The organism is Colwellia sp. RSH04, assembly GCF_003545765.1.
GTDB lineage: Bacteria > Pseudomonadota > Gammaproteobacteria > Enterobacterales > Alteromonadaceae > Colwellia.
Genome location: NZ_QXIO01000013.1, coordinates 1 through 23,835, shown reverse-complemented (window position 1 = coordinate 23,835; position 23,835 = coordinate 1). Strand labels below are relative to the sequence as shown.

General features: G+C 37.2%; 23 protein-coding genes and 1 rRNA gene. 12 read left to right on the top strand and 12 right to left on the bottom strand.

Translation table 11 applies throughout. The annotated features are described in order from the left end of the window. Positions 1–64: 64 nt before the first annotated feature. The 9 genes from D1094_RS16445 to D1094_RS16405 all read right to left on the bottom strand — a co-directional run bounded on the left by D1094_RS16445 (position 65) and on the right by D1094_RS16405 (position 9,918). Positions 65–1,270, bottom strand: a complete 1,206-nt coding sequence (locus tag D1094_RS16445) for a polysaccharide pyruvyl transferase family protein (RefSeq protein WP_118961206.1) — start codon at positions 1,268–1,270, stop codon at positions 65–67. Positions 1,271–1,299: 29 nt separating this feature from the next. After that, the gene (locus D1094_RS16440; RefSeq protein WP_118961205.1) at positions 1,300–2,376 is read right to left on the bottom strand and encodes a nitroreductase family protein; all 1,077 of its coding nucleotides are present in this window, start codon (positions 2,374–2,376) and stop codon (positions 1,300–1,302) included. 128 nt (positions 2,377–2,504) lie between these two features. After that, positions 2,505–4,160 (bottom strand): long-chain-fatty-acid--CoA ligase FadD, encoded by a 1,656-nt coding sequence (gene fadD, locus D1094_RS16435; RefSeq protein WP_118961204.1) that lies wholly within the window; start codon positions 4,158–4,160, stop codon positions 2,505–2,507. 267 nt (positions 4,161–4,427) lie between these two features. Further along, positions 4,428–5,357: an alpha/beta fold hydrolase gene (locus D1094_RS16430; protein WP_259337995.1), complete on the bottom strand. Its 930-nt coding sequence runs from the start codon at positions 5,355–5,357 to the stop codon at positions 4,428–4,430. A 38-nt stretch (positions 5,358–5,395) separates the two neighbouring features. After that, complete coding sequence (locus D1094_RS16425; protein WP_259337994.1) at positions 5,396–6,004, bottom strand: M50 family metallopeptidase; 609 nt, start codon at positions 6,002–6,004, stop codon at positions 5,396–5,398. A gap of 149 nt (positions 6,005–6,153) precedes the next feature. Beyond that, positions 6,154–6,549 carry a hypothetical protein gene (locus tag D1094_RS16420; RefSeq protein WP_118961201.1) on the bottom strand — a complete coding sequence of 132 codons (396 nt, stop codon included), beginning with the start codon at positions 6,547–6,549 and terminating at the stop codon, positions 6,154–6,156. Between the two features lie 55 nt (positions 6,550–6,604). After that, a complete protein-coding gene (gene tsaB / locus D1094_RS16415; RefSeq protein WP_118961200.1) occupies positions 6,605–7,303 on the bottom strand; it encodes a tRNA (adenosine(37)-N6)-threonylcarbamoyltransferase complex dimerization subunit type 1 TsaB in 699 nt (232 codons plus the stop codon). Between the two features lie 50 nt (positions 7,304–7,353). After that, the gene (locus D1094_RS16410; protein ID WP_118961199.1) at positions 7,354–9,396 is read right to left on the bottom strand and encodes an ATP-dependent DNA helicase; all 2,043 of its coding nucleotides are present in this window, start codon (positions 9,394–9,396) and stop codon (positions 7,354–7,356) included. A 177-nt stretch (positions 9,397–9,573) separates the two neighbouring features. Then, on the bottom strand, positions 9,574–9,918 hold the full coding sequence (locus tag D1094_RS16405; RefSeq protein WP_118961198.1) for a hypothetical protein: 345 nt from the start codon (positions 9,916–9,918) through the stop codon (positions 9,574–9,576). A gap of 530 nt (positions 9,919–10,448) precedes the next feature. Between D1094_RS16405 and hisG the strand changes: the two genes are divergently transcribed. The 12 genes from hisG (at position 10,449) to D1094_RS16350 (ending at position 19,811) form a co-directional block, all read left to right on the top strand. Then, complete coding sequence (gene hisG, locus D1094_RS16400; protein WP_118961197.1) at positions 10,449–11,348, top strand: ATP phosphoribosyltransferase; 900 nt, start codon at positions 10,449–10,451, stop codon at positions 11,346–11,348. 41 nt (positions 11,349–11,389) lie between these two features. Beyond that, entirely contained in the window at positions 11,390–12,694 is a 1,305-nt protein-coding gene (hisD, locus tag D1094_RS16395) for a histidinol dehydrogenase (RefSeq protein WP_118961196.1), read from the top strand. 2 nt (positions 12,695–12,696) lie between these two features. Next, positions 12,697–13,827 carry a histidinol-phosphate transaminase gene (hisC, locus tag D1094_RS16390; RefSeq protein WP_118961195.1) on the top strand — a complete coding sequence of 377 codons (1,131 nt, stop codon included), beginning with the start codon at positions 12,697–12,699 and terminating at the stop codon, positions 13,825–13,827. A gap of 12 nt (positions 13,828–13,839) precedes the next feature. After that, the gene (hisB, locus tag D1094_RS16385; protein WP_118961194.1) at positions 13,840–14,925 is read left to right on the top strand and encodes a bifunctional histidinol-phosphatase/imidazoleglycerol-phosphate dehydratase HisB; all 1,086 of its coding nucleotides are present in this window, start codon (positions 13,840–13,842) and stop codon (positions 14,923–14,925) included. Next, on the top strand, positions 14,925–15,578 hold the full coding sequence (gene hisH / locus D1094_RS16380) for an imidazole glycerol phosphate synthase subunit HisH (protein ID WP_118961193.1): 654 nt from the start codon (positions 14,925–14,927) through the stop codon (positions 15,576–15,578). The genes hisB and hisH overlap by 1 nt, the downstream gene beginning before the upstream one ends. A 129-nt stretch (positions 15,579–15,707) precedes the next feature. Beyond that, positions 15,708–16,445 (top strand): 1-(5-phosphoribosyl)-5-[(5-phosphoribosylamino)methylideneamino]imidazole-4-carboxamide isomerase, encoded by a 738-nt coding sequence (hisA, locus tag D1094_RS16375; protein WP_118961192.1) that lies wholly within the window; start codon positions 15,708–15,710, stop codon positions 16,443–16,445. Continuing rightward, entirely contained in the window at positions 16,427–17,215 is a 789-nt protein-coding gene (gene hisF, locus D1094_RS16370) for an imidazole glycerol phosphate synthase subunit HisF (RefSeq protein ID WP_118961191.1), read from the top strand. Before hisA ends, hisF begins: the two co-directional genes overlap by 19 nt. After that, positions 17,209–17,829, top strand: a complete 621-nt coding sequence (gene hisIE, locus D1094_RS16365) for a bifunctional phosphoribosyl-AMP cyclohydrolase/phosphoribosyl-ATP diphosphatase HisIE (RefSeq protein ID WP_118961190.1) — start codon at positions 17,209–17,211, stop codon at positions 17,827–17,829. The genes hisF and hisIE overlap by 7 nt, the downstream gene beginning before the upstream one ends. Before the next feature lie 116 nt (positions 17,830–17,945). Next, positions 17,946–18,446 carry a hypothetical protein gene (locus tag D1094_RS19005; protein ID WP_259337993.1) on the top strand — a complete coding sequence of 167 codons (501 nt, stop codon included), beginning with the start codon at positions 17,946–17,948 and terminating at the stop codon, positions 18,444–18,446. A 56-nt stretch (positions 18,447–18,502) separates the two neighbouring features. After that, positions 18,503–18,850 carry a hypothetical protein gene (locus D1094_RS19000; RefSeq protein ID WP_259337992.1) on the top strand — a complete coding sequence of 116 codons (348 nt, stop codon included), beginning with the start codon at positions 18,503–18,505 and terminating at the stop codon, positions 18,848–18,850. 165 nt (positions 18,851–19,015) lie between these two features. Continuing rightward, positions 19,016–19,312, top strand: a complete 297-nt coding sequence (locus tag D1094_RS16355) for a DUF6559 family protein (protein ID WP_118961189.1) — start codon at positions 19,016–19,018, stop codon at positions 19,310–19,312. Positions 19,313–19,340: 28 nt separating this feature from the next. Next, entirely contained in the window at positions 19,341–19,811 is a 471-nt protein-coding gene (locus tag D1094_RS16350) for a GNAT family N-acetyltransferase (protein ID WP_118961188.1), read from the top strand. A gap of 89 nt (positions 19,812–19,900) precedes the next feature. Here D1094_RS16350 and adk read toward each other — a convergent pair whose 3' ends face one another. The 3 genes from adk to rrf all read right to left on the bottom strand — a co-directional run bounded on the left by adk (position 19,901) and on the right by rrf (position 23,830). Beyond that, a complete protein-coding gene (gene adk, locus D1094_RS16345) occupies positions 19,901–20,545 on the bottom strand; it encodes an adenylate kinase (protein ID WP_118961187.1) in 645 nt (214 codons plus the stop codon). Positions 20,546–20,779: 234 nt separating this feature from the next. After that, positions 20,780–22,741, bottom strand: a complete 1,962-nt coding sequence (htpG, locus tag D1094_RS16340) for a molecular chaperone HtpG (RefSeq protein WP_118961186.1) — start codon at positions 22,739–22,741, stop codon at positions 20,780–20,782. Positions 22,742–23,715: 974 nt separating this feature from the next. Beyond that, positions 23,716–23,830: ribosomal RNA gene (gene rrf, locus D1094_RS16335) — 5S ribosomal RNA — on the bottom strand. Positions 23,831–23,835 lie beyond the last annotated feature (5 nt).

Here is a 23,835-nt window from a genome sequence, read left to right as displayed (position 1 = left end):
TTGAAAAAATGGCAGTAGCATTGATCGCATGAGTTTAACAACAAGCTTTAATCTTGTCGATACGCTAAGTTTTATTAATAGGCTTTAAAATGGAAAAAACTTGTTTCCACATGTTTCTAGTTTGCTGTTTCACTATTTCGGCGTGAGATTTAGCCTGTTCTTTTTGACGCTCGAACTCTCTATTGAATATTGAGAGTTTTTCGAATAATACCTGCTCTTTCATTTTAAAATCTAAGACATTTTCAGATAAACCATATTCATTAAACAACATCTGATACTTATGGCTCCAAGTAGTTGCTAAACAGGGGACACCTTGTGTTAAAGCACTAACACAACCATGAAATCTACTAGAGACAACAACATCAACACTGCCAATAAAAGCTTTAATATCAATAGCTGATAAACCTTCAATAATTTCTATAGCGTTTTTATGATTATCGCCAACTAATTCACTTTGGATTTGGAGGCATATTTGATGATCTTCAATACCTTCATGATTAAGAAGCACAACTTGCCAACCTAAGCTCCGATAGTACTTACCTGTTGCAACTAAAAAATTAACATAAGAAAGTGTATCCTCACTGGCATTATCATGGTGAAATTTGGATATCATTTTATTATTTGGAATTAAACAAAGACTCTTTGCATTAGCTTTTGCATATTCATTTTGATATTTTTTAAATGGCGTGGGCTCTATTAAGCAGGTAAAGTCAGGCATCTGTTGAATTTGTGGAAATTGGTTTAAGCCTATACTGTCTATAACTGCTCTATAAGAATGTTCATCTCGAGGAAATGTTAAACTAGCATTTGAAAAAACCCCCCTTGCCGATTCTCTATTTTTAGTCTGATTAAAAGGGCCAAAAGCCTGAGGTAAGAATATATAAGGTTTGTTATTTTGCTTGTAACGCCACACTTCATTCTCAGTATATGAAAGTAGTTTTTCACCCCACTGATCCCCATAAGCAAAACCACTTGAATCAAGAATAACATCAACACTTTTTTCAGTGACTAAACCATATCGTTTAAGAAAATCAAGTACTTTTATAGGTAATCTAGCAAGTAACCCCGTTAAATCAATTTTCCCACGTCTAAAGCTTAGTTTTTGCCAAGCCCCCAATTTTGCCCGCTTTTCGTAAGGTAAAAGCCGCCCAGGAGACAAAGTAATCTGGTAGTCACCTAGCTCATAATCAAGTTGCTGTAAAATAGCAACAAGCATCAATTCAGCTCCCTTATTTGAAAACTGTACACCTTTTATCTCAATATTTAACACGCTTTAACCTTAAAGATGGAAGAATTAATTTACTCAACAAATTGAGTTAACTGCTCTGACGTTTTCTTTTGAGAGAAAGGAATCCCCCCCTCTTCTTCAGCTTCGCCGACAGCGATAAGCATAATCACCCTTTTATAATCAGCCAGTTTGAGTAGCTTAGAAATTTTTTTATCTTGTACAGCTAACTCAGGCCAATTCAATGGACAAGACGACAAACCTAGTGTTGGTAATGCTTGCATAAATTGCATAGCAGCAAGACTCGCATCAATATAAATAACATGGCGGTCTCTTTCATGCTCATAAAATGAATAATCCCCCACAACGGCAACAATTGTGGGGATATTGTCAGCAAATCCACTACTACCTATAGCTAGTTTACTTACTTTAGAAACTAGTGGTTTTTTATCAACGACATAAAACTGATATGGCTGTCTATTACAGGCACTTGGTGCTTGTGATGCTAATTCTATTGCGTTTTTTATTTTTTGACGACAAACATTGCTTTGTTTAAACCATCTAGTTGACCGACGTACTTGTATAAAGTCATAAAACTCTTGATACGATAATGCAGACCTCAGTAACTCACTATTTTTATAAGGAGTAAACTTATGAGTCGCGTCGGCAGTAACTCTTGAATTCGCCTCAAACTCTTTTACAAGTTTGGTTAATAGCTCACTTTGTTCAACGTTAACGACATTGTAGTACTTCGCCAAAACGGCTCCTGCCCATAATAACTCTTCATGTTGATGGTTTTCAGAGTTCAAAGATGAAAAATAAGCTTCTTGTGTTTGCTCAATATAATCCAAGGCAAATACAGGTTTTAAAGGCTGCATAATTAAGCCTTTTTCTATTCTATGAATATTTCTTCTAAGAAGGGGGTTTGAAGGTTGTGCATTATCTACAATCCTTTTTTTATAGGCGACCATTCCAGACAAATTAGCAAATTGCTCTCTTTGGTATGATTTATTAAAGCATGCAAAATAGAGTCTTGCTAAAAATGGTGAAGTTGAGAATAAAGGAGCTAATATATGATGAAAATATAATTGAAATTGCTTAAGTTTCACGATGACAATAGAAGGAAATATCTTTTTAAGCAATTGGCGCATTTAGGACTTCAGGTTGAAAAATTGGCTAACGTTTAAATCTTTTAGGAGCAAAGATTATAAACAGCTAACCAATGATTATCCAGATAATTATAAAACCGCACCAGCTTAAAAATTATCTATCATTACAATTACCTTAATTCACGCCTTAATATCTTACCAACATTGGTTTTTGGTAACTCATCTCTAAACTCGACTAGTTTTGGTACTTTGTAGTTAGTTAAGTTCTTTTTACAGTGCTTAATAATTGCTTCTTCATCAATATCATCGCTTTTTGCCACAACAAACACTTTAACTAGTTCACCACTAACTTCGTGAGGTACGCCTATAGCTGCTGCTTCTAGCACGCCATCAAGCATCATAACTACTTCTTCAATTTCATTTGGAAATACGTTAAAGCCTGACACTATGATCATATCTTTTTTGCGATCAACAATGCTAAAGTGTCCACGTTCGTCCATCATGGCAATGTCACCGGTAGCTAACCAGCCGTCTTTTAGAATTTCTTCGGTCGCTTCAGGGCGATTATAATAGCCTTTCATCACTTGTGGTCCTTTTACCCACATCTCGCCCGATTCACCTTGTGGTAACTCAACGCCATCAACAGACATTATTTTAATGTCTGTTGAAGAAGCAGGAATACCAATAGAACCATCATAGGCTTTTTGATTATGCGGGCTTAAGGTAACCATAGGCGCACATTCGGTTAAGCCATAACCTTCAAGTAAGCGAGTGCCAGTTACTTGCTGCCAACGTTCTGCTACAGGTCGTTGAACGGCCATACCGCCCCCCAGAGACATTTTTAACGTGCTAAAATCTAAATCATTAAAACCCGGTGTATTTAGTAAACCATTAAAGAGTGTGTTTACACCTGTTATGGCGGTAAAAGGATACTTTTTCAATTCTTTAACAAATCCAGGCATATCTCTTGGGTTTGTTATTAATAAGTTTGTACCACCTAAAGTTACAAAGGTTAAACAGTTAGCCGTTAATGCAAAGATATGATAAAGCGGTAATGCCGTTACAATAACTTCTTCGCCTTCAACCAATAACGGCTTGATTGCTGCTTTTGCTTGTTCTAAGTTTGCAACCATATTGCGATGGGTTAACATCGCCCCCTTTGAAACACCTGTGGTGCCGCCAGTGTATTGAAGAAATGCTAAATCATCTCCACTTATTTCCACAGGGGTAAACTCACGTCTCATACCTTTTGATATGACAGAATTGAAACGGACAGCATCAGGTAAATTAAAGCTAGGCACCATTTTTTTAACATGTTTTACTACGGCATTAACCACAGCACCTTTAATGAAGCCTAAGCGATCGCCTAAAGACGTCATAATTACATGTTCTACAGGTGTTTTATCTACAATTTTTTCTAAGGTTTTGGCAAAGTTTTCAATAATGAGCATCGCCTTGGTACCAGAGTCTTTTAACTGATGTTCTAACTCCCTCGCAGTATAAAGTGGGTTAACATTAACCACCGTTAAGCCAGCTAATAGTGCGCCAAACAGTGCTATAGGGTATTGCAATGTGTTTGGCACCATAATGGCAAACTTATCACCTTTAACTAGGCCTAAATCTTTTTGAAGGTATGCGGCAAAAGCTCTGGCTTGTTTGTCTAGTTCTCTATAGGTAATTGAAGCACCCATATTAATAAAAGCAGTCGTGCTTGAATATTGCTTAGTGTATTTATGGAACATCGCCACCAAAGAAGGGTACTTATCTGGGTTAATTTCAAACGGTACATCTTTAGGGTAACTTTTTTCAAACCAGATTTTTTCCACGATTACTTTCCTCTAAGCATTTTGTTTATTGCTGTATTTTCAGCTTATAAGCACTATATATCTTTGTTCTAAGCTCTGCTAAGTATAGTGACTACTTTTCTAATATAGGTGTTTTATCAAATTTTAACTCATTGTACCAGCTAATTTAAACATGCGTTTTAATTTTAAGCTGATTTAGACATCACTTTTATTTTGAAATATTGTGAGTCTTTTAAATAATTTATTATTTCTATTCGTTATTCTTTATACCATTTATTTATGCTGATTTTATTGTTCACGCCAAAATGATGATAAAAGTTTAGTTAGCATATCAGGTTGTTCCATATGTACATGATGCCCACCAGATAATACTTCAGATTTAAAATGTGAAATACTTTCAGATAACGCTACCATTCCCCCGCTAACCTGTTTCAGGCCTTGACTACCATAAACTAACAAAACAGGCACTTGAATATCTGATAATAACTGTGTTGCCTGCGCTAATGTATACCGATAAGGAGAAACCGTACGAAGCCTTTTATCTGTTCGCCATACAAAACCTTCATTTACAGGTAAGAGCGAACGTTCAATTAATAGCTTGGTATTTTCAAAGGATAAGTCTGATACTTGCATTCTCGCCCTGATCGCCGTTTCTAATGAAAAAACGTTATTGCTATTGACACTTTTCTCAGCACCGTCTTCTATTGATTTCGCCTTTAATTTATGAGCGCTATTCACTTTCAAGCGGCTTAACAACCCTTTTTTAAGCTGAGTTGTTGTATCTTCAGCATTGGCTGTTATAAAACCTAAGGTATCTATTAAAGTCAGGGAATTTACTTTTTCAGGAAATGTTGCAGCAAAAGCGCTGGCAATCATCCCACCCATTGAGTGAGCAAGAATATGAACATTTTTCCATTGAGTAAGTTCAAATAGTTGTAGTAAATCATAAACATAATCAAGAAAGTGATAATGAGCATCATCACCTCGATGCTCAGACAAACCGTGACCAACCCAATCTAAGCAAATATAATACTTATTTACTAAATCATTGTTGTTAAGTTGTTTTGAGGTTGAATTAACGGCGGCTAAAAATGGCATAAAACTCGCTGCATTATCTAACCAACCATGTAAACAAAGCACCACTTTCCCTTTTGGGTTACCAAAAGATAAACCCCGCAAGGTAAAATGAGGAAGTTGAAATGTTATTGGTTTTAACATTAACAGCTCATTATTGTTTGCACCCGCAGTAACTCCACTCATCGTTTGCGAGGACTTTTTGCTAAGTTAAGACAGGCAAATAATGCTAATGCACACCATATAACAATCCAAACTAATTCTGGAATGAATGTACTGGCAGCTAAAGCCGCACCATCTCCTAAGTTTCGACCATCAAGCAAATACATGGGGCTAAACAAGCTATTTAATAAGATTATAATTCCCATAAATTGCAGCACAATTTGCAAATATTGTAGTGTTTTCATTTTTACCAGAAAAACAAACATTGATATGACTATGGCGACAATAATCAAGGTTAATAAGTCTCTAACCCAAAAAATAACAGAGCATGCTAATACCAGTAAGATAAAATAAGAGAAGTATTGTGCCACTCTTTTATGTGCACCTGCTAATGTGTATATACCCCACCCCCACAAAGTTGCACCAGCATAGCCCATAAAAGTGATAACAAAGCTTACTCCGCCTCGGGTGGTGCATAATCCAGCACCGTTAGTGAATAGCTCTATTTTGATTATTGAGCCTCCCGTGAGCAATGCGGCTAAACCATGACTTATTTCATGAAAATAGCTTTCTAACCAATTAAATGGAATAGAGACAATAGGAATTTGCCTGATAATTACCGCCAGCAATATCAGTAGGTAAAAGTGGTATAGTTGCCAAAACGTTTGATTGTTAGCAGTGGTGCTTGAGGAGGTTTTATTGATAACTTTATACTCTTTTGTTTGAAAACAGGCGCTATTGGCTTTTTCAAAGGTAATAAATGCTCAACCTTTAACGCTTAAGCGAATAGGTCAACACCTAGCATTTGCTGAACACTCTCACGTTGAGCTAAGTTATTTATACCTTGATAACTATTGACGGCATATTGATTCTGTCTTGAAATATCTTCTTTGTTTATCGATTGTTCAGAAGCCTTTTCTTGATTTATCACTGTCTGATTTGAATTAAATTGTGACGTACTTTCTTTTTGGTTTTCAATAAAGTTAATTGCAGCTTCATCAAAGCGAATACTTGCCTGTGCTCTAGTGGGCGCATATAAAGCAGATTCAACATCTGTCGACTCAATAGCTTTTTTAGTAGGCCCTACTTTTTGGTCAACACTTGTTGACTGAACTGCATCACGCCTTAACGATGGCGTGGTGGCATTATTAATTGAAGAATGAGTTACTTGCATAGTATTAATTTAGCAAACTTTTGATTATTTATAAACTGCAACACTTCATATGCTGTTATTCACGCCCTGGTAACTTTTTCCATGATACCGTATCTCTGACGTAGCTTGGCTGAGCATCTTGAGCCTCAACACCCTCACCTTGACTAAACGCAAATGCACCAATAGTTAACATAGCTTCTGCCGAAGGAAACAACACATCGGGAGAGTTAGGATTTTCTTTTAACGCTGATAATTCATCAGCATATGCATCCCAACCGGTTCCTACGCCATAAGCTGCTTGAACTGAGTTATCAGCCAAATGTTGTGAAAGTTTCTGCGGTGCAAGTACCGTTTCATTCCCTTGAAGTTGCATGATACCTTGCTCGTTTACCACATAATAACCATTATATACTTCAGACATACGCGCATCGATTGTCGCAATTACACGCGGCTGCTGATATTTATCAAAAGCGATTTGTGCCATCGCTTGTAAACTAGAAACCCCAACAACAGGTAACTGTGCTGAAAAAGCTAAGCCTTGCACTACACCAACACCAATACGTACACCAGTAAAGCTACCTGGACCTCGACCAAAAATTAAACCATCTAAATCAGATAGCTGCTTACCCGCCTCTTTTAAAAGCTCATCTACCATGGGCAATAACATTAAACTATGTGATTGCGGACACAGTTCATAACGGCTAGTGATAGTGTTACCAATTTTCAAAGCGACTGAACACGCTTCAGTAGAAGCATCGAGTGCTAAATAATTCACAATAAAATACCTTACAATTTTTCAGGTTCTCAATTTACCTGACTATCTCTCTAATCATTTTCTAACGCTGATTTTTTCATGGCTAACTGCGATAAAAAAGAAGCAGCGTTACCTAAATCTCGGCTTCGTTTCATTTGCGGTAAACTTTTTAAAAAGGTTTGCCCATAGGGCCTATTAACTAACCTATCATCGCAAATCACCAATATGCCGCGATCGTTCACGTCTCGAATTAAACGACCTACTCCTTGCTTTAAGGCAATAACCGCTTGAGGAAGTTGAATTTTTTCAAAGGGTTCATTACCTTGTCTGCGAGCATCTTCACAGCGTGCTTGTAATAATGGGTCGTCAGGTGAGGCAAAAGGTAATTTATCAATAATAACACAGGTTAATTTATCTCCCCTAACATCAACACCTTCCCAAAAGCTTGCGGTAGCAAGTAATACTGATTCTTCGCTTTCTATAAACTGTTCAAGTAGTTTTCGTTTAGCCATTTGCCCCTGAACCAATAAGGGGTTGTCAATAGTTTCACTTAATATATCGGCGACTTGATTCATAACCCTGTAACTTGTAAACAACATAAAACAGGCACCTTTACTGGCTTCAATTAACGGAATAGCAAGTTCAGCAAGACTTTTAGCTCTATTAACATTATTTGCTTGAGGCAAGTACCTTGGCACAATTAACTGTGACTGTTTTTGGTAATCAAATGGACTTTCAAGAAGTAGCTGCTCTGCGCCATGTAAACCAAATTGATGAATAAAATGTTCAAAACTATTATCAACTGCTAGCGTGGCTGAAGTAAAAATCCAGCCTGCTCCAGAGTCTTTAACAAACTGACTAAACTTATCAGCAACAGTTAAAGGAGTTTTATGTAATACAACATGGCGAGGGGTAGTTTCATACCAAAAACTCATACCAAAGGCCTCAACATCAGCCATAATTTCATATTTAGCTAGGATATTTACAATACGATCAAAGCAGTTATCAATAGCTTCATTTCGCGACACACATAACTTAATCACCTGATATAAGAAGTCGATATCTGTTTTTAATCGTTGATACTTTTGATTGAAGCGCTGCTGGTTGCACTTTTCTCGCCAATTACCTCGTTCTGGATCAAAGTTAAAAAGCAAACGAAATTCCTGACAACTTTTTTGTAATTTTTCTGCCGCTAAACCAAGTTGTTTTACATCGGCCAAGCTACTTCGATGAATTTGCAATACATCCGTACATAAGTCGACTAATAACCTAGTCGAAAAAGACTCGCCAAAGTATTCACTTGCAATATCACCTATTTGGTGGGCTTCATCAAAGATCATCACTTGCGCTTTCGGAATGAGTTCACCAAAACCGGTGTCTTTTAGCGCCATATCGGCAAAAAACAAGTGGTGGTTCACTACGATTAAATCAGCGTCAATCGCTTTCTGCCTAGCTTTCACTAAATAGCATGACTCATAATCAGGACATTCTCTTGCCAAGCAATTATCTAATGTGCTGGTCACAAAGGGAAAAACAGCAGAGTCTTCACTGACATTGACCAATTCACCTATATCACCGCTTTGTGTGGTATTTGCCCAGCTTTTCACCTTGACTAAATCGGCCAGCATAGTTGCATCTAACTGCCCGCGTGTTTGTTGGTATTGCTCTAATCGATACAAGCACAAGTAGTTTGCTCGACCTTTTAACAGTGCTATTTGCGCATTACTGGCTAATGCTTTTTTTACTAGCGGAATATCTTTATGAAATAGCTGTTCTTGAAGGTTCTTTGTTCCGGTCGAGATTATGATTTTTTTATTCTCTGCCAAGGATTCGTCGTCAACTAACGCATTCGTTTGTTCAGTCAAAGGCTCTGAACTTGATTGACTTAGTGAGTCAATTATTTTTTTATTACCTGCAACGCTTAAAAAAGCAGGAATTAAATAAGCAAAGGTCTTTCCTGTACCTGTTCCCGCTTCAACGATTAGTGATGACTCTTGATTAATTGCTTTAGCAACTTGCAACGCCATATCGGTTTGGGCTTGTCTTGGAGAGTAACCTGTTATGGTATTGGCAAGAGCTCCATTACTAGAAAAGGCTTGTTGAACTGAAGTCATAAATAGTGAGTAAAACAAAGAAAAGCAGGCTTGATAAAGAAGCAAGTATACAAGTAAAAAACTAAAGCACCAAGCAATACGCCTATAAAAAAAGTAAAGCGTTATGCTTTACTTTTTCTGCCTAGTTTGTCTGGCGATTGTGGAATCAATTCAAATATTCGATAAGAACAATAATATTTATACGTACAAATCTAAATGCTTTACACCATCTACTTCGGTAATTTCATCATGGTTAGCTTTTTCTGACGGCTGTTCAGCTTTTTTCTTCGCATCATCTTCTATTTGATTTGAGCTCTGGGCATTCTTTTCATCATCTTTAGTTGACTGATGCTCTTGCTCATCTTTTAACGCTTGAATGCTCTCATCACTTTGATTGAAGTAATAATCATGATTTTCAAGATGATCAAGATCTTCTTTTAATTTTCCTGCGCCAGCATCTTTTAATAAAGCTTTAACTTTAAGTTTCGCCGGTTTAATTGGTACTGGTACAACCCTGGTTAATTGCGTTGTGAATATATCCATAAATGACACTCAAATGTTACTTTATTGTTAACCTTACTGATTTATTTCTTATTATATCGGCACTTACCAAAATTACTTTACTTATCGATACTATAACAATTATTAGAGGTATAATCGCTTAGTAACTGCATATAACAAATAACAATAAAAAAAGTTTATTTATTACTTGCAGCTAAACATTTTAATCAGTAATGTATCCCTTATAAAATAATTATTGTTTGTTGTTACTTAATAAGTATACAACATCAAACAAATAACAATTACTGAGGTCTACCTTAATGATATTTAACCTGAATAGCCGACATCATCACCATCATCATAGCGATTAGCCCATTCAGGTTTATCACTGATGGGCTGTGGGCCTTTCAGTGGATTAACATATAGTAATTAAGTTTATTAAACCCCCGAAAGAGTCCAAACTCTCTCGGGGGTTTTCGCATTTTAAAGCCCGAGAAATTGTATATACATGCCTTAGGGCGCATAACGTTAGTTTGCAACGAAACAAATTTTAAAAATTAGGAATAAAGACAATGACTACAGAACCAAGATTACGTATAGCCATGCAAAAATCAGGACGACTTAGTGATGACACACAAAAGCTCTTAAAGCGTTGTGGTTTAAAACTTAACGTAAGCGACAGACGTTTACTTGCCCACGTGAGTAATATGCCAATAGATATCATGCGTGTACGCAGTAGTGATATTCCGGGTCTTGTAATGGATGGCGTATGCGATTTAGGTATTGTGGGTGACAATACACTAGAAGAAGCAGCGTTAGAGCGTCAATTAATGGAACAAGAACACAATTACGTAAAAACAACTGGTTTAAACTTTGGTGGTTGTCGCTTATCTATTGCGATGCCTGAAGAGTTTAACTATCAAGGTATTAAAAGTTTAGATGGCTTGCGTTTTGCTACAACATATCCACAGTTATTAAATCGTTTTGCAAGAAATAACGGTATTAACGTTGATTTTTGTTTATTAAAGGGCTCTGTTGAAGTTGCCCCTCGCGTAGGATTGTCAGACGGTATTTGTGATTTAGTTTCTACTGGCGCAACACTTGAAGCTAATGGCTTAAAAGAAGTTGAAGTTATCTTTAAGTCAACGGCATCTTTAATTCAAAACCCCGCAGTACTTGAGCCAAGTAAGCAAAAGATACTTGATACCATTCTACCTCGAATTCAAGGGGTAATGAAGGCAAACGAAAGCAAATACATCATGCTGCACGCTCCAAAAGGTAAGTTAGCTCAAGTCAGTGCTTTAATGCCTGGAAAAGAAACACCTACTGTACTGCCTTTAGCGGGTCGTGATGATTTAGTTGCTGTTCACGTTGTCGCAACTGAAACTTTCTTCTGGGAAACCATGGAAGAATTAAAGTCACTCGGTTGTGACTCTATCCTTGTTATGCCAATTGAAAAAATGATGGGCTAATTCAATTTAATAAGATTGAATTTCCCAAAGAGGTAAAGAAAATGAATACGCAAATAATCAATTGGCAAACCTTGTCAGCACAGCAAAAAGTTGATGCTTTAGCTCGACCAGCTATTGCAGACAATGCATTGTTATCAACACAAGTCGCTAACATTCTTTCACAAGTTCAAAAGCAAGGTGATAAAGCGCTAATTAAGTTAACAGAACAGTTTGACGGCATTAAGTTAGACACTTTGTCTGTTTCAAAAGAGCAAGTAGCTCAAGCTAAAAGCGCCCTTTCAGCAAAGCGAATTGCAGCAATAGAAACAGCTTACCAGCAAATCAAGAGTTTTCACGCGGCGCAAAAACCAAATGATATCGCTGTTGAAACACGCCCTGGGGTTAATTGCATTTTAAAAACAGAGCCAATTGAGAGTGTCGGTTTATATATACCTGCTGGTTCAGCGCCATTACCTTCAACGGTGTTAATGTTAGGTGTCCCTTCACAACTTGCAGGCTGTCAACGTGTAGTACTTGTATGTCCACCTGATAAAAATGGCCAGCTTGCTAACGAAATTTTAGTTGCCGCAGAGCTTTGTGGTATTAATGAAATATACACAGTAGGTGGTGCACAAGCTGTTGCTGCTCTTGCTTACGGTACTGAAACGATTAAAGCAGTAAACAAAGTTTTTGGCCCAGGCAATCGTTATGTTACTGAGGCTAAGAAACAGTTATCGCAACAAGTAGCAGGTTTTGCCATTGATATGCCAGCAGGCCCTTCAGAAGTGCTTGTTATTGGTGATAACAATGCCAACGCCGCATTTATTGCTGCAGATTTATTATCTCAAGCCGAGCACGGCAGCGACAGCCAAGTGATTTTGCTTACCGATAGTGAATTGTTAATTAATGAAGTTGCAGCAGAATTAACTAAACAAGTTGCATTACTTTCACGAAAAGAAATTGCATTAAAAGCGTTAAAACAATCACGATTAATTTTAACGACTGATTTAACGCAAGCAGCAGAAGTTTCAAACCTTTATGGTCCTGAACACCTTATTATTCAAACTGACAATGCTGATACGCTATTATTAAGTTTGCGTAATGCGGGTTCTATTTTTGTTGGCGCTTATACGCCAGAATCTGCGGGTGATTACGCTAGTGGCACAAACCACGTATTACCAACCTATGGCTATTCAAAAGTTATTGGCAGTTTATCATTAGCTGACTTTTCAAGACGCTACACTGTTCAGCACTTAACTCGAGATGGCTTAGCAAGTTTAGCTGAATGTATTATTGAATTAACTGATGCTGAAGGTCTAGACGCTCACCAACGTGCGGTAACGATTCGTTTGGAAGAAGGAGCCTAAATATGGCTAACAATGACTCATTGACAACAGCAGAGCAATTAGCCCGTGAAGAGTTAATTGACATGGTGCCTTACCAATCAGCCAGACGTCTTTTTGCCAGTGCAGATCAAGTTGCAGGTGAAGAAAAAATTTGGCTTAACGCGAATGAAGCACCGGGTTTGGGTGATTACCAGATATCAGCGAATAATATTAACCGATACCCTGATTTTCAGCCTGACAGCTTGATAAGTGCCTATAGTGACTATGCTGGTTTATCTAAAACACAAGTACTAGCGACTCGTGGTGCAGATGAAGGTATTGAACTAATCATTAGAACGTTTTGTAAAGCCTATCAAGACAGTATTTTAATCTGCCCACCAACTTATGGTATGTACGCTATCAGCGCCGAAAACCATGGTGCAGGCATTGTAAAAGTACCACTAAAGCAAAACGATTTAACATTAGATTTAGATGGTTTAGCAGAGCAAGTAGGTAAGGTTAACGTTGTTTTTTTATGCTCTCCAGGTAACCCCACTGGCAACCTTCTACCAGAAGAGCAAATTGCTGCTGCTATAGAGTTATTTAAAGACAGTGCTATGGTCGTCGTTGATGAAGCCTATATCGAATTTAGCCCTGACAAAACTAGCACTCAATTATTAAGTGACTATGATAATGTTATTATTTTGCGCACTTTATCTAAAGCATTTGCCTTAGCAGGACTTCGTTGCGGTTTTACACTCGCTAATCAAGAAGTTATTACGCTATTAAGTAAAGTAATCGCTCCTTACCCTATTTCGGCTCCTGTTGCTGAAATAGCCAGTCAAGCACTTACCACAAAACGTCAATTAATGACTGACCGTGTAAGCGATACCAATCGTTTACGTGAAGAACTAAGTCAATGGTTACAAACTCAACGCTGGTGCGAGCAAGTTTTTACTAGCAACGCTAACTTTGTTCTATTTCGCTGTAGCAGCAATGAAACCAAAACAACCATTTTTGAATTATTGGTCGCAAATAATATTTTAATTCGCGATCAATCCAAGCAGCAACAACTATCATGCTGTTTAAGAATTAGTATTGGCAATGAGCAAGAGATCGCAAAACTTCAACAAGTTTTAACCGAGCAGTTATCAATTCCAGACGAACGACAATAAACCGAGCACGTTATGAGTAACACACAAGAAAAAATATTATTTATCGACCGCGATGGTACCTTAATAGAAGAGCCAATCAGTGATAAGCAAGTTGATAGTTTAGAAAAACTAGTTTTTGAACCTCAGGTTATTCCTGAATTGCTGACTCTCCAACAGAAAGGCTTCAAGCTGGTGATGGTATCAAATCAAGATGGTTTAGGGACTGACAGTTACCCACAAGCTGACTTTGACTTACCCCATGACAAAATGATGGAAATATTTACTTCACAAGGGGTAATTTTTCAGGATGTATTGTTATGTCCTCACTTTGAAGAAGACAATTGTAGCTGTCGTAAGCCTAAGCTTGGTTTAGTTAGTGATTACTTACAGCAAGGCCGCGTTAATTTTGCCCACTCTTATGTTATTGGTGATAGAGATACCGACATTCAACTTGCAGCTAATATGGGCATCAAGGGGATTAAATATCAACGTGATAGCTTAAATTGGCAACAAGTAAGTGAGCAAATAATTGCGCAACTTGAACAGCCACGCATTGCCAGTGTCACTCGCACAACGAAAGAAACAGATATTAATGTTACCGTGAATTTAGATAAATCTGGTAATAACAGCATTGAAACTGGCTTAGGTTTTTTTGATCACATGCTTGATCAAATAGCGACACATGGCGGATTTAGCTTGCAATGTAAAGTAACTGGCGACTATCACATTGACGATCATCACAGTGTTGAAGATACAGCACTAGCGTTAGGGCAAGCACTAAAACAAGCTTTAGGTAATAAACGCGGTATTGGCCGCTTTGGTTTTGTCTTACCTATGGACGAATGTCGAGCAGAATGTGCGATAGATCTTTCTGGTCGTCCTTGGCTTGAATTCGATGCCAAGTTTACAGCCGATAATGTCGGAACCATGTCAACACAAATGGTTTCCCACTTTTTCAGATCGTTAGCTGATTCAATGTTAATAACATTACACTTATCAACTTCAACAGGTAATTGTCACCACCAAGTAGAAAGTTTATTTAAAGTCTTTGGACGTGCGCTTGGTCAAGCAATCAAAGTTGATGGCGATGAAATGCCAAGTTCAAAGGGTACGTTATAATGAGCGCTATTGAAGCAAACGCTTTAACACCAACAAACTTTGTTATTGTTGATACAGGTTGCGCAAATTTATCATCGGTTAAGTTTGCTGTTGAGCGATTAGGCTATCAAGTAAACATTACCGATGATATTGAGCAAATTAAGCAAGCAGACAAAGTGATTTTCCCGGGTGTTGGTAGTGCAGAACACGCAATGAAAAACATTATCAACAAAGGGCTGGTATCAACCCTTCAAGGTTTAACTCAGCCCGTTCTTGGCTTTTGTTTGGGCATGCAATTAATGACCGAGTCTTCAACTGAAATGAAAAAATCAGCAGCCGGAGGCGACAATAATAACCGCGTTGAATGCTTAGGTTTAATTCCAACGCAAGTTGAGCCATTAAAAGCTCAAGGCAATCGTTTACCACATATGGGGTGGAATACATTAACTCATGTATCAAACCATCCTATATTCGAAGGCATAACGGAAGGTGACTATTTTTATTTTGTGCACAGTTTTGCTGCGCCAATTAGTGATTACACCATTGCTAGCTGCGAATATGGTAGTGCTTTTTCTGCTGCTATTGCCAAAGACAACTTTATTGGTTGTCAGTTCCACCCTGAACGTTCAAGCACATTAGGCAGTAAAATAATACAAAACTTCCTAGCACTATAAATTATCGTTGATGCTTCAGATACAAGGTATTTGGAGCGAGTACGATAAAAAAATACGGAGTTTATGAATTTAAATGAGTACTTTTAAAAAAGTAATTGATTCAAATAACAGTATCTTGAGTATCAAATTATGATGATCCCAGCAATAGACTTAATAAACGGTGAAGTGGTACGTTTATTTCAGGGCGATTATAGCCAAAAAACAAACTATCAATACACAGTGCAAGAACGTCAACAAGCTTACGCAAGCGCAGGTGCTAAAGTAATGCACTTTGTTGATTTAGATGGAGCTAAAGACAGTACTAAACGCCAACTATCTACGTTAAAAACAGTGGTTAATCATGACAGTATGATTATTCAAGTTGGTGGCGGTATTCGCAACGAAGACGATGTAAAACAACTGTTAGAGCTAGGTGCAAACCGTGTAGTAATCGGGTCACTTGCTATTAAACAACCTGAGCTTGTCATTAAATGGCTTAATACCTATGGTGGCGAGAAGATTGTGCTAGCACTTGATATTAAGATTGACGAAAATGGTAATAAAACACTGCCAACACACGGTTGGATTGAAGACAGTGGTGTTAATTTAGAAGATTTGATGGATCGTTATATCAGCGCGGGCATCAAACACATCCTTTGTACTGATATATCAAAAGACGGAACGCTCTCTGGTAGCAACGTACAATTATATAAAGAGTTATGTGAAAAATATCCTGATATAGCATGGCAAGCTTCAGGTGGTATAGGTAGCCTTGATGACGTTAAAGCATTAATACCAACAGGTGTGAGCGGTGTTATTCTCGGCCGCTCTTTACTGGAAGGAAAGTTCACCCTTGAGGAGGCAATCGCATGCTGGCCAGACGCATAATCCCCTGTTTAGATGTTCGCGACGGTAAAGTAGTTAAAGGTGTCCAGTTTAGAAACCATGAAATCATTGGCGACATTGTACCTTTAGCGCAAAAATATGCTGAAGCAGGCGCTGATGAATTAGTTTTTTATGATATTACGGCAAGCTCAGATGGTCGTGTTGTTGATAAAAGTTGGGTTAGTAGAATAGCCGAAGTTATCGACATACCTTTTTGTGTTGCAGGTGGTATTAAAAGCGAAGATGACGCAAAAGAAATTCTTATGATGGGCGCTGATAAAATAAGTATTAACTCACCGGCATTAAGAGATCCTCAGTTAATATCACGGTTAGCTGAGCACTTTGGTCAACAATGTATAGTTGTTGGCATCGATAGTTTTTTTAATAAAGATGCCAATGATGGCCAAGGTGAATATCAAGTTTACCAATTTACAGGTGATGAAACGCGTACTCAACAAACGAGTTGGACAACCTTTGAATGGATAAAAGAAGTTGTCAGTTTAGGGGCTGGAGAAATAGTACTTAATTGTATGAATCAAGATGGTGTTCGAAAAGGTTATGATATTGAACAGTTAAAACGAGCAAGAGAAGATTGCTCTGTCCCATTAATTGCTTCGGGTGGCGCGGGGGAAATAGAGCATTTTAGTCATGTCTACCAACAAGCTGATGTTGACGGAGCACTTGCAGCAAGTGTTTTTCATAAAGGCATCATTAAAATCAGTGATTTAAAACACTATTTAAAGCAACAAAATATTGAGGTAAGAGCATGTTAGTTACCAGAAAAAACGTAACAGAGTTAGCTTGGCAAAAAATGGACAACCTTATACCTGCCATTATTCAACATGCTGGTACTGGCGCAGTTTTAATGCAGGGCTATATGAGCCCTGAATCATTAACCCAAACGTTAACATCAGGTAAAGCAACTTTTTTTAGTCGCTCTAAGCAAGCATTATGGGTAAAAGGGGAAACGTCAGGCAACTTCCTTGAGGTAAAGCAAGTACTAACCGATTGTGATAAAGACAGCTTATTAATTGCTTGTCAGCCAATAGGTCCTAGCTGTCATCTTGGTACTGAATCTTGCTTTCCAGAGCAACAATTAAGTCAGCAAAACTTTTTAAGCCAACTTGAGCAAGTGATTGCTAGTCGAAAAAATGATGCACCAGAAGATAGTTATACTGCACATTTATTTTCTCGAGGAACCACCAAAATAGCGCAGAAAGTTGGCGAGGAAGGTGTTGAAGTAGCTCTTGCTGCTGTGGCAGAAACGAAAGACGACCTTTTGGGTGAGTGTGCAGACTTGTTTTATCACACTTTAGTACTGCTGCAAGACAAAGAAATTGAGTTAAAAGAAGTGATGGCCGTCTTACAAAAACGTCATAATAAATAAGCTATATACTGCTATTCATTTGTTAAAGTCATGCTTGTTAAAATAATGCATCCTTGTTATATAATTATCAAGGATGCTTTTTTATGGACTGATTTATAAATGAGTAACATGAATCTATGATTCAACGACTGGCCAAGCACACACCTCTTTTGTTGATAACACTATATGTGTTCTCACTTCTTCAAATTTTTATATTACAAGCTCATGCTAAACAAGATAATGTACTGATATATATTCGTGATGATGTTTACGAAGATTACCTACAGTTTGTCAATAATAGAGATATTGACACCATTGATAATTTTTCAGGTAAAACTATCAGGCGAGATGTCGTTGACATGATTATTGCTCAACAAGCACTGAAATTAGGCGGTTTTGACCATCAGTTTAGTTATGCGCCTGGAAAGGTTAATTTTCGAAATACTAAAATGCTACAAGAAGGTAAACTTCTTATCAGTTTAGATTCCTACTGGCAGAAAGATGCGCTAGCAATTGAAGATAAAGTTTATATTTCAGCCCCTGTCTTAAAAACGGGGAGTATGTTGCAGGAATTTACACTAGCCCAAAAAATTCAAGGGTTCTTAGTATTAAAAGCCTTAATGACTTATCTGAATTAACGGTTGTTTCAACCCCTTTATGGCGGACTGATTGGCAAACACTTTCTGCATTACCCTTGAAAGAACTTATTCGAGAAGATTCTTGGTTGTCTATGGCTAGAATGGTTAACATTCAATGGGTAGATTTTCTTTTAATGCCTTTTAACTCAACAACAGATCAGAGCTTTACAATGGGAAAAGTTCATTTAGTTCCAGTTAAAAAGGTTGCCATAGTCCTGAACGATTCACGACACTATGTTATTAGTAAAGCGCATCCAAAAGGTAAAGAAGCGATCGATGCAATGAATAAAGGCCTTAAATTATTAAGAGTTAAAGGAGTAATAACAAAAGCCTATCAGCAAGCAGGCTTCTTTATCGATAAAAAAAACATTCATATTCTTAACGAAGCTATCATCCACTTGTAATACTAATATGATGATTTATTTAGTAATTATACCTGTAAGTTTTATATCAAGACTACAAGTTAAAAATGATTGAACATTCTATATTCTGACTTATAATGGCAGAAAAATTCAGATAGTTATTTCAATTATTGAACTTATTAATTAAAAGCAAACAAAGGATTGTCTATGCTTAAACACACTGCAATTAAAAGGTATGGTAAAAGACTATTACCTAAATTACATAAACGTTACGGTCACCAATCGTTTTATACCGCTAGCCAAATTAGGGCTACCGTATATCAATGCAGTTTTAATCCAAAATATTTACCTTTAGGGTATTTACTATTCATGGAAGAGGAACATCTAAAACAAGTTGTCACTAAAGAATTTCCAGATATATGTATTGAACAATATAAAAAAGAAATGCAAAGCTATTTAACAGAACGAAAGTTTCACGGAGAGTTGCAAGTTTTATCTCTATAATAAGCAACAAAGGCTTTAGGCTAACAATATGACACAGTGGAAAATATATTCTTTCAAGCAATTATCAACCGAACAATTATATGACGTAATTAAATTAAGAGTTGACGTATTTGTTGTTGAGCAAGACTGTCCTTATCCTGATTTAGACGGTAATAAAGGTGAGTTAGATAGACACCCTGAGACCACACACCTACTTGGTTACCAAGATAATACCTTAGTTGCGTATTTGCGTATTTTGCCTAAAGGGCAAAACTATGCTGACTATGTTAGTATTGGCCGAGTTGTTACTGCGATTGAAAATCGAGGTTCAGGCTTAGGTCATCAATTAATGCAGCAAGGTATCGAACAATGTTTAAAACAATATCCAAATCAACCTATTAAAATATCAGCTCAACAGCATTTATCTAGGTTTTATCAACAGCATGGCTTTACACAAGTATCAAAAATGTACTTAGAAGATAATATCCCTCATATTGCTATGCTGCGCTTAGTAAATTAACTTCAACTATGCCTTAGTTTCCTCCTCCCCAAATAAAACATAAAAAAAGCTCGCATTGCGAGCTTTTTTTAAGGTGGAGAGTAGTTTTACTAAGCTAGTTTTTCAGCCAATAAAGCACTCACACTTTCAACAGCCTGTGTACCGTCAACAGTTAAGTATTGACAGTTTCCGGCTTTTGCTTCGCTTTGATAAAAATCAACTAATGGTTTAGTTTGCTCATGATAAATAGCTAGACGTTTACGTACAGTAGCTTCTTCATCGTCAGGACGAATTGATAACTCTTCACCTGTTACATCATCCTTACCTTCTTCTTTAGGTGGATTATAAACTAAATGATAAACACGGCCTGAGCCTGAATGAACTCTTCGCCCAGCCATACGTTCTACTATCACTTCATCAGGTACATCAAATTCCAGTACATTATCGACAGTTATACCATTTTCCTTCATAGCATCGGCTTGTGGAATAGTACGAGGGAAACCATCTAATAAAAAACCACCTTTACAGTCATCTTCGGTAATACGTTCTTTAACTAAACCAATAATGAGTTCATCTGAAACTAATTGCCCTGCATCCATAACTGCTTTCGCTTTCTTACCAAGCTCTGTACCCGCTTTAATTGCAGCACGTAGCATATCGCCAGTAGAGATTTGTGGAATACCAAATTTTTCCATTAAAAATTGTGCTTGTGTGCCTTTACCAGCGCCTGGAGCACCTAATAAAACAATGCGCATAATGTGTAACCTTAAATTGATGGTTAAAAAGTAAAAAAGTTATTACATTTATATCATCAATTGATCATACAAATGTAATAATTCTTTTATTAAAAAATGCTTATGGCAGCCACTATACAAGCTCGCTAATATGGGCACAAGAGACAATTAATGACAAAGATAAAAAAAGGAGGTTTTAACCTCCTTTTTCAGACTAAAGTATTAAGATTCTATCAAGAAATCAATAAAAGCTGACTATTTAGTCAAGCTTAACATGAGTTTATTTAATCGAGTTACAAAGCTAGCAGGATCTTTCAAACTTCCTCGCTCGGCTAACATCGCTTGCTCAAACAGCACATCAACCCACTGCTTGAATTGCTCATCATCTTGCTCATCAGCGACATGTTTTACTAGATCATGCTCAGCATTAATTTCGAAAATAGGTAAAGATTCAGGAACAGGTTGACCAACTGACTGCATCAGCTTCGCCATTTGGCTACTCATATCGTGCTCATCGGCAACAATACAGGCTGGAGAATCAGTTAAACGTTGAGAAAGCTTAACGTCTTTGGCCTTACCTTCAAGGGTATCTTTAATACGCTTAACAACTGAATCAAACTCTTTTTCTAATTTTTCTTGCGCTTCTTTAGTTTCTTCATCATCCATATCGCCTAAATCTAAACCGCCACGGGTAACAGATTGAAGCTGTTTGCCATCAAATTCAGTTAAATGACTGACTAACCACTCATCAATACGATCGGACATCAACAACACTTCAATGCCTTTTTTACGAAATACTTCTAGATGCGGGCTGTTTTTAGCCGCTTCAAAACTGTCAGCAACAACATAATAAATTTTATCTTGTCCTTCTTTCATACGCTCGATGTATGATGCTAAAGAAACACTTTGTGTTGCATTATCATCGTGCGTTGAAGCAAAGCGTAGTAAGCCTGCAACTTGTTCTTTATTTGCATGGTCTTCCGCTGGACCTTCTTTTAGAACTTGACCAAATTCATCCCAAAATCCTTGATATTTATCAGCATCTTTTTTGCCTAACTTCTCAAGCATTTTCAGTACTCGCTTAGTACAACCTTTGCGAATAGCTTGCGTAATTTTATTATCCTGCAAAATTTCACGTGATACGTTTAATGGCAGATCATTTGAATCTAATAACCCTTTAACAAATCGTAAGTAGGTTGGCATAAACTGTTCGGCATCATCCATAATGAATACACGTTGTACATATAACTTTAAGCCATGTTGTTTTTCGCGGTTATACATATCAAATGGCGCTTTTGACGGAACGTATAACAAAGAGGTATATTCAGTTTTTCCTTCAACCTTATTATGTTCCCAAAGTAAAGGATCGCCAAAATCATGCGAAACGTGTTTATAAAACTCTTTGTATTCATCTTCACTGACATCCGCTTTTTCACGAGTCCATAATGCAGTGGCTTTATTGATAGGCTCCCATAATGCTGGTACAGCATCTTTGGCTTCAACGGCTGGTGTTGTCACATTACCTTCATCGTCTTTAACTTCAGCAACAGCTTCAACAGCAGGTACTTCTGGTGTTAGCATTTCAACAGAAACAGAGATATGGTCGGAGTATTTAGTAACAATAGACTTTAAGCGCCAATCATCAGCAAACTCAGCTTCATCTTCACGTAAGTGCAGTATAATATCAGTACCACGGTTAGCCTTTTCAATTTTAGCTGTTGTGAACTCACCTTCACCTTCACTAACCCACTCCACACCATCACTCGCTGATTCACCCGCTTTTCTAGTGCGAACGGTGACTTTATCAGCAACGATAAATGCTGAGTAAAAACCGACACCAAATTGGCCAATTAATTGCGAGTCAGCAGCTTGGTCACCAGATAATTGAGAGAAAAACTCAGCCGTACCTGATTTTGCAATAGTACCAAGATGCTCAACTACATCATCGTGATTCATACCTATACCATTATCTGAAATGGTTACCGTGTTATTTTCTTTATCACAACTAACACGAACACGAAGGTCACCATCATTTTCATATAAAGCATTATCAGAAAGTGCTTTGAATCGTAATTTATCTGCCGCATCTGCTGCATTAGAAACTAGCTCACGTAAGAATATTTCTTTATTAGAATAAAGTGAGTGGATCATTAGTTGAAGTAATTGTTTAACCTCAGTTTGGAAGCCATGAGTTTCTACTTGATTAGTTTCTGACATTTAAGCCATCTCCTATTAAACGTGTTAAATATTTATTAAAAATATAGTTAAAAACTATGTGGGGGTGACCCTAAATAATTCAAGTAATAATTTAACTTAATAGAATATTTTTCAAAAGAACCCTAATATTAATGACTAGAATATTGCAGAAGAAAAACTAAAGTAAGGTGCTGGACCAGGGGCCCCTAGCCCAGCGGGATATAGCGTAGAAAGTTGATTGACAGATCAGTTCAAACTACAAACCATAACATTAGTAATTTGCTAACAGGGAATGAATAACAAATCAGTAACATTTGAATAATACCAAACAAATTATCATACTGTATACAATTTGAATGTAATAATATATTACTAAAAAAACATTTAGAATCATTCATGACAATCAATATAAATCAGTAACTTACACCCTAAAAATTAACATTAAAGTAACAATACAATTTCATAAAAATAACAATACTGGTCAAATATTTAAATTTTAAAATTATACCGAAGATAATATGATTTTAATTTCTTAGAGTTTCACTAGCCGAAGAATAAAGTGTCCATTATCAAAAAGAGAATGTCGCATAACTCATTATCTCAAATGTACGTTTGTTTTATGATAATACAAATATAAATGATGCTCCTGTTGAACTACTTACCTGTACATTATCGATTATGATTTTTTAAGGACTTCACTTTATATAAGCAGCACAACCATGACATGCAAGGATACATAAATGTCGTGAAGTCATGGGTGACTATGAACGACCGGCGCTAACATATTTCACAGCTGAGTTTGAAATAAGTGAGCCTAGTGCTTAATCGTAAGCCTAACTATCAAATCACAGAAAGCAAAAAACCCGTAGCGTTAGCTACGGGTTTCTTTAATTAGAAGCTTAGCAATGTCCCGCTACGCTCTCACATGGGCTTCTCGTAACCTAAGTCACACTACCATCGGCGCTGCGCTTCATCTCTAAAGCATTTAATTAGGAGCTTAGCAATGTCCTACTCTCACATGGGAACTCCCACACTACCATCGGCGCTAACACATTTCACTTCTGAGTTCGGAATGGGATCAGGTGGTTCTATGTCGCTATTGTCGCTAAGCAAAA

Coding starts and splice junctions, on each gene's coding strand:
- D1094_RS16420 (WP_118961201.1), bottom strand. CDS start 6,549: ATGCAAGTAACTCATTCTTCAATTAATAATGCCACCACGCCATCGTTA.
- htpG (WP_118961186.1), bottom strand. CDS start 22,741: ATGTCAGAAACTAATCAAGTAGAAACTCATGGCTTCCAAACTGAGGTT.
- hisA (WP_118961192.1), top strand. CDS start 15,708: ATGATGATCCCAGCAATAGACTTAATAAACGGTGAAGTGGTACGTTTA.
- adk (WP_118961187.1), bottom strand. CDS start 20,545: ATGCGCATTGTTTTATTAGGTGCTCCAGGCGCTGGTAAAGGCACACAA.
- D1094_RS16440 (WP_118961205.1), bottom strand. CDS start 2,376: ATGCGCCAATTGCTTAAAAAGATATTTCCTTCTATTGTCATCGTGAAA.
- hisG (WP_118961197.1), top strand. CDS start 10,449: ATGACTACAGAACCAAGATTACGTATAGCCATGCAAAAATCAGGACGA.
- D1094_RS19005 (WP_259337993.1), top strand. CDS start 17,946: ATGATTCAACGACTGGCCAAGCACACACCTCTTTTGTTGATAACACTA.
- hisH (WP_118961193.1), top strand. CDS start 14,925: ATGAGCGCTATTGAAGCAAACGCTTTAACACCAACAAACTTTGTTATT.
- D1094_RS16430 (WP_259337995.1), bottom strand. CDS start 5,357: ATGTTAAAACCAATAACATTTCAACTTCCTCATTTTACCTTGCGGGGT.
- D1094_RS16410 (WP_118961199.1), bottom strand. CDS start 9,396: ATGACTTCAGTTCAACAAGCCTTTTCTAGTAATGGAGCTCTTGCCAAT.
- hisF (WP_118961191.1), top strand. CDS start 16,427: ATGCTGGCCAGACGCATAATCCCCTGTTTAGATGTTCGCGACGGTAAA.
- hisIE (WP_118961190.1), top strand. CDS start 17,209: ATGTTAGTTACCAGAAAAAACGTAACAGAGTTAGCTTGGCAAAAAATG.
- hisD (WP_118961196.1), top strand. CDS start 11,390: ATGAATACGCAAATAATCAATTGGCAAACCTTGTCAGCACAGCAAAAA.
- D1094_RS16350 (WP_118961188.1), top strand. CDS start 19,341: ATGACACAGTGGAAAATATATTCTTTCAAGCAATTATCAACCGAACAA.
- hisB (WP_118961194.1), top strand. CDS start 13,840: ATGAGTAACACACAAGAAAAAATATTATTTATCGACCGCGATGGTACC.
- D1094_RS16405 (WP_118961198.1), bottom strand. CDS start 9,918: ATGGATATATTCACAACGCAATTAACCAGGGTTGTACCAGTACCAATT.
- hisC (WP_118961195.1), top strand. CDS start 12,697: ATGGCTAACAATGACTCATTGACAACAGCAGAGCAATTAGCCCGTGAA.
- D1094_RS16355 (WP_118961189.1), top strand. CDS start 19,016: ATGCTTAAACACACTGCAATTAAAAGGTATGGTAAAAGACTATTACCT.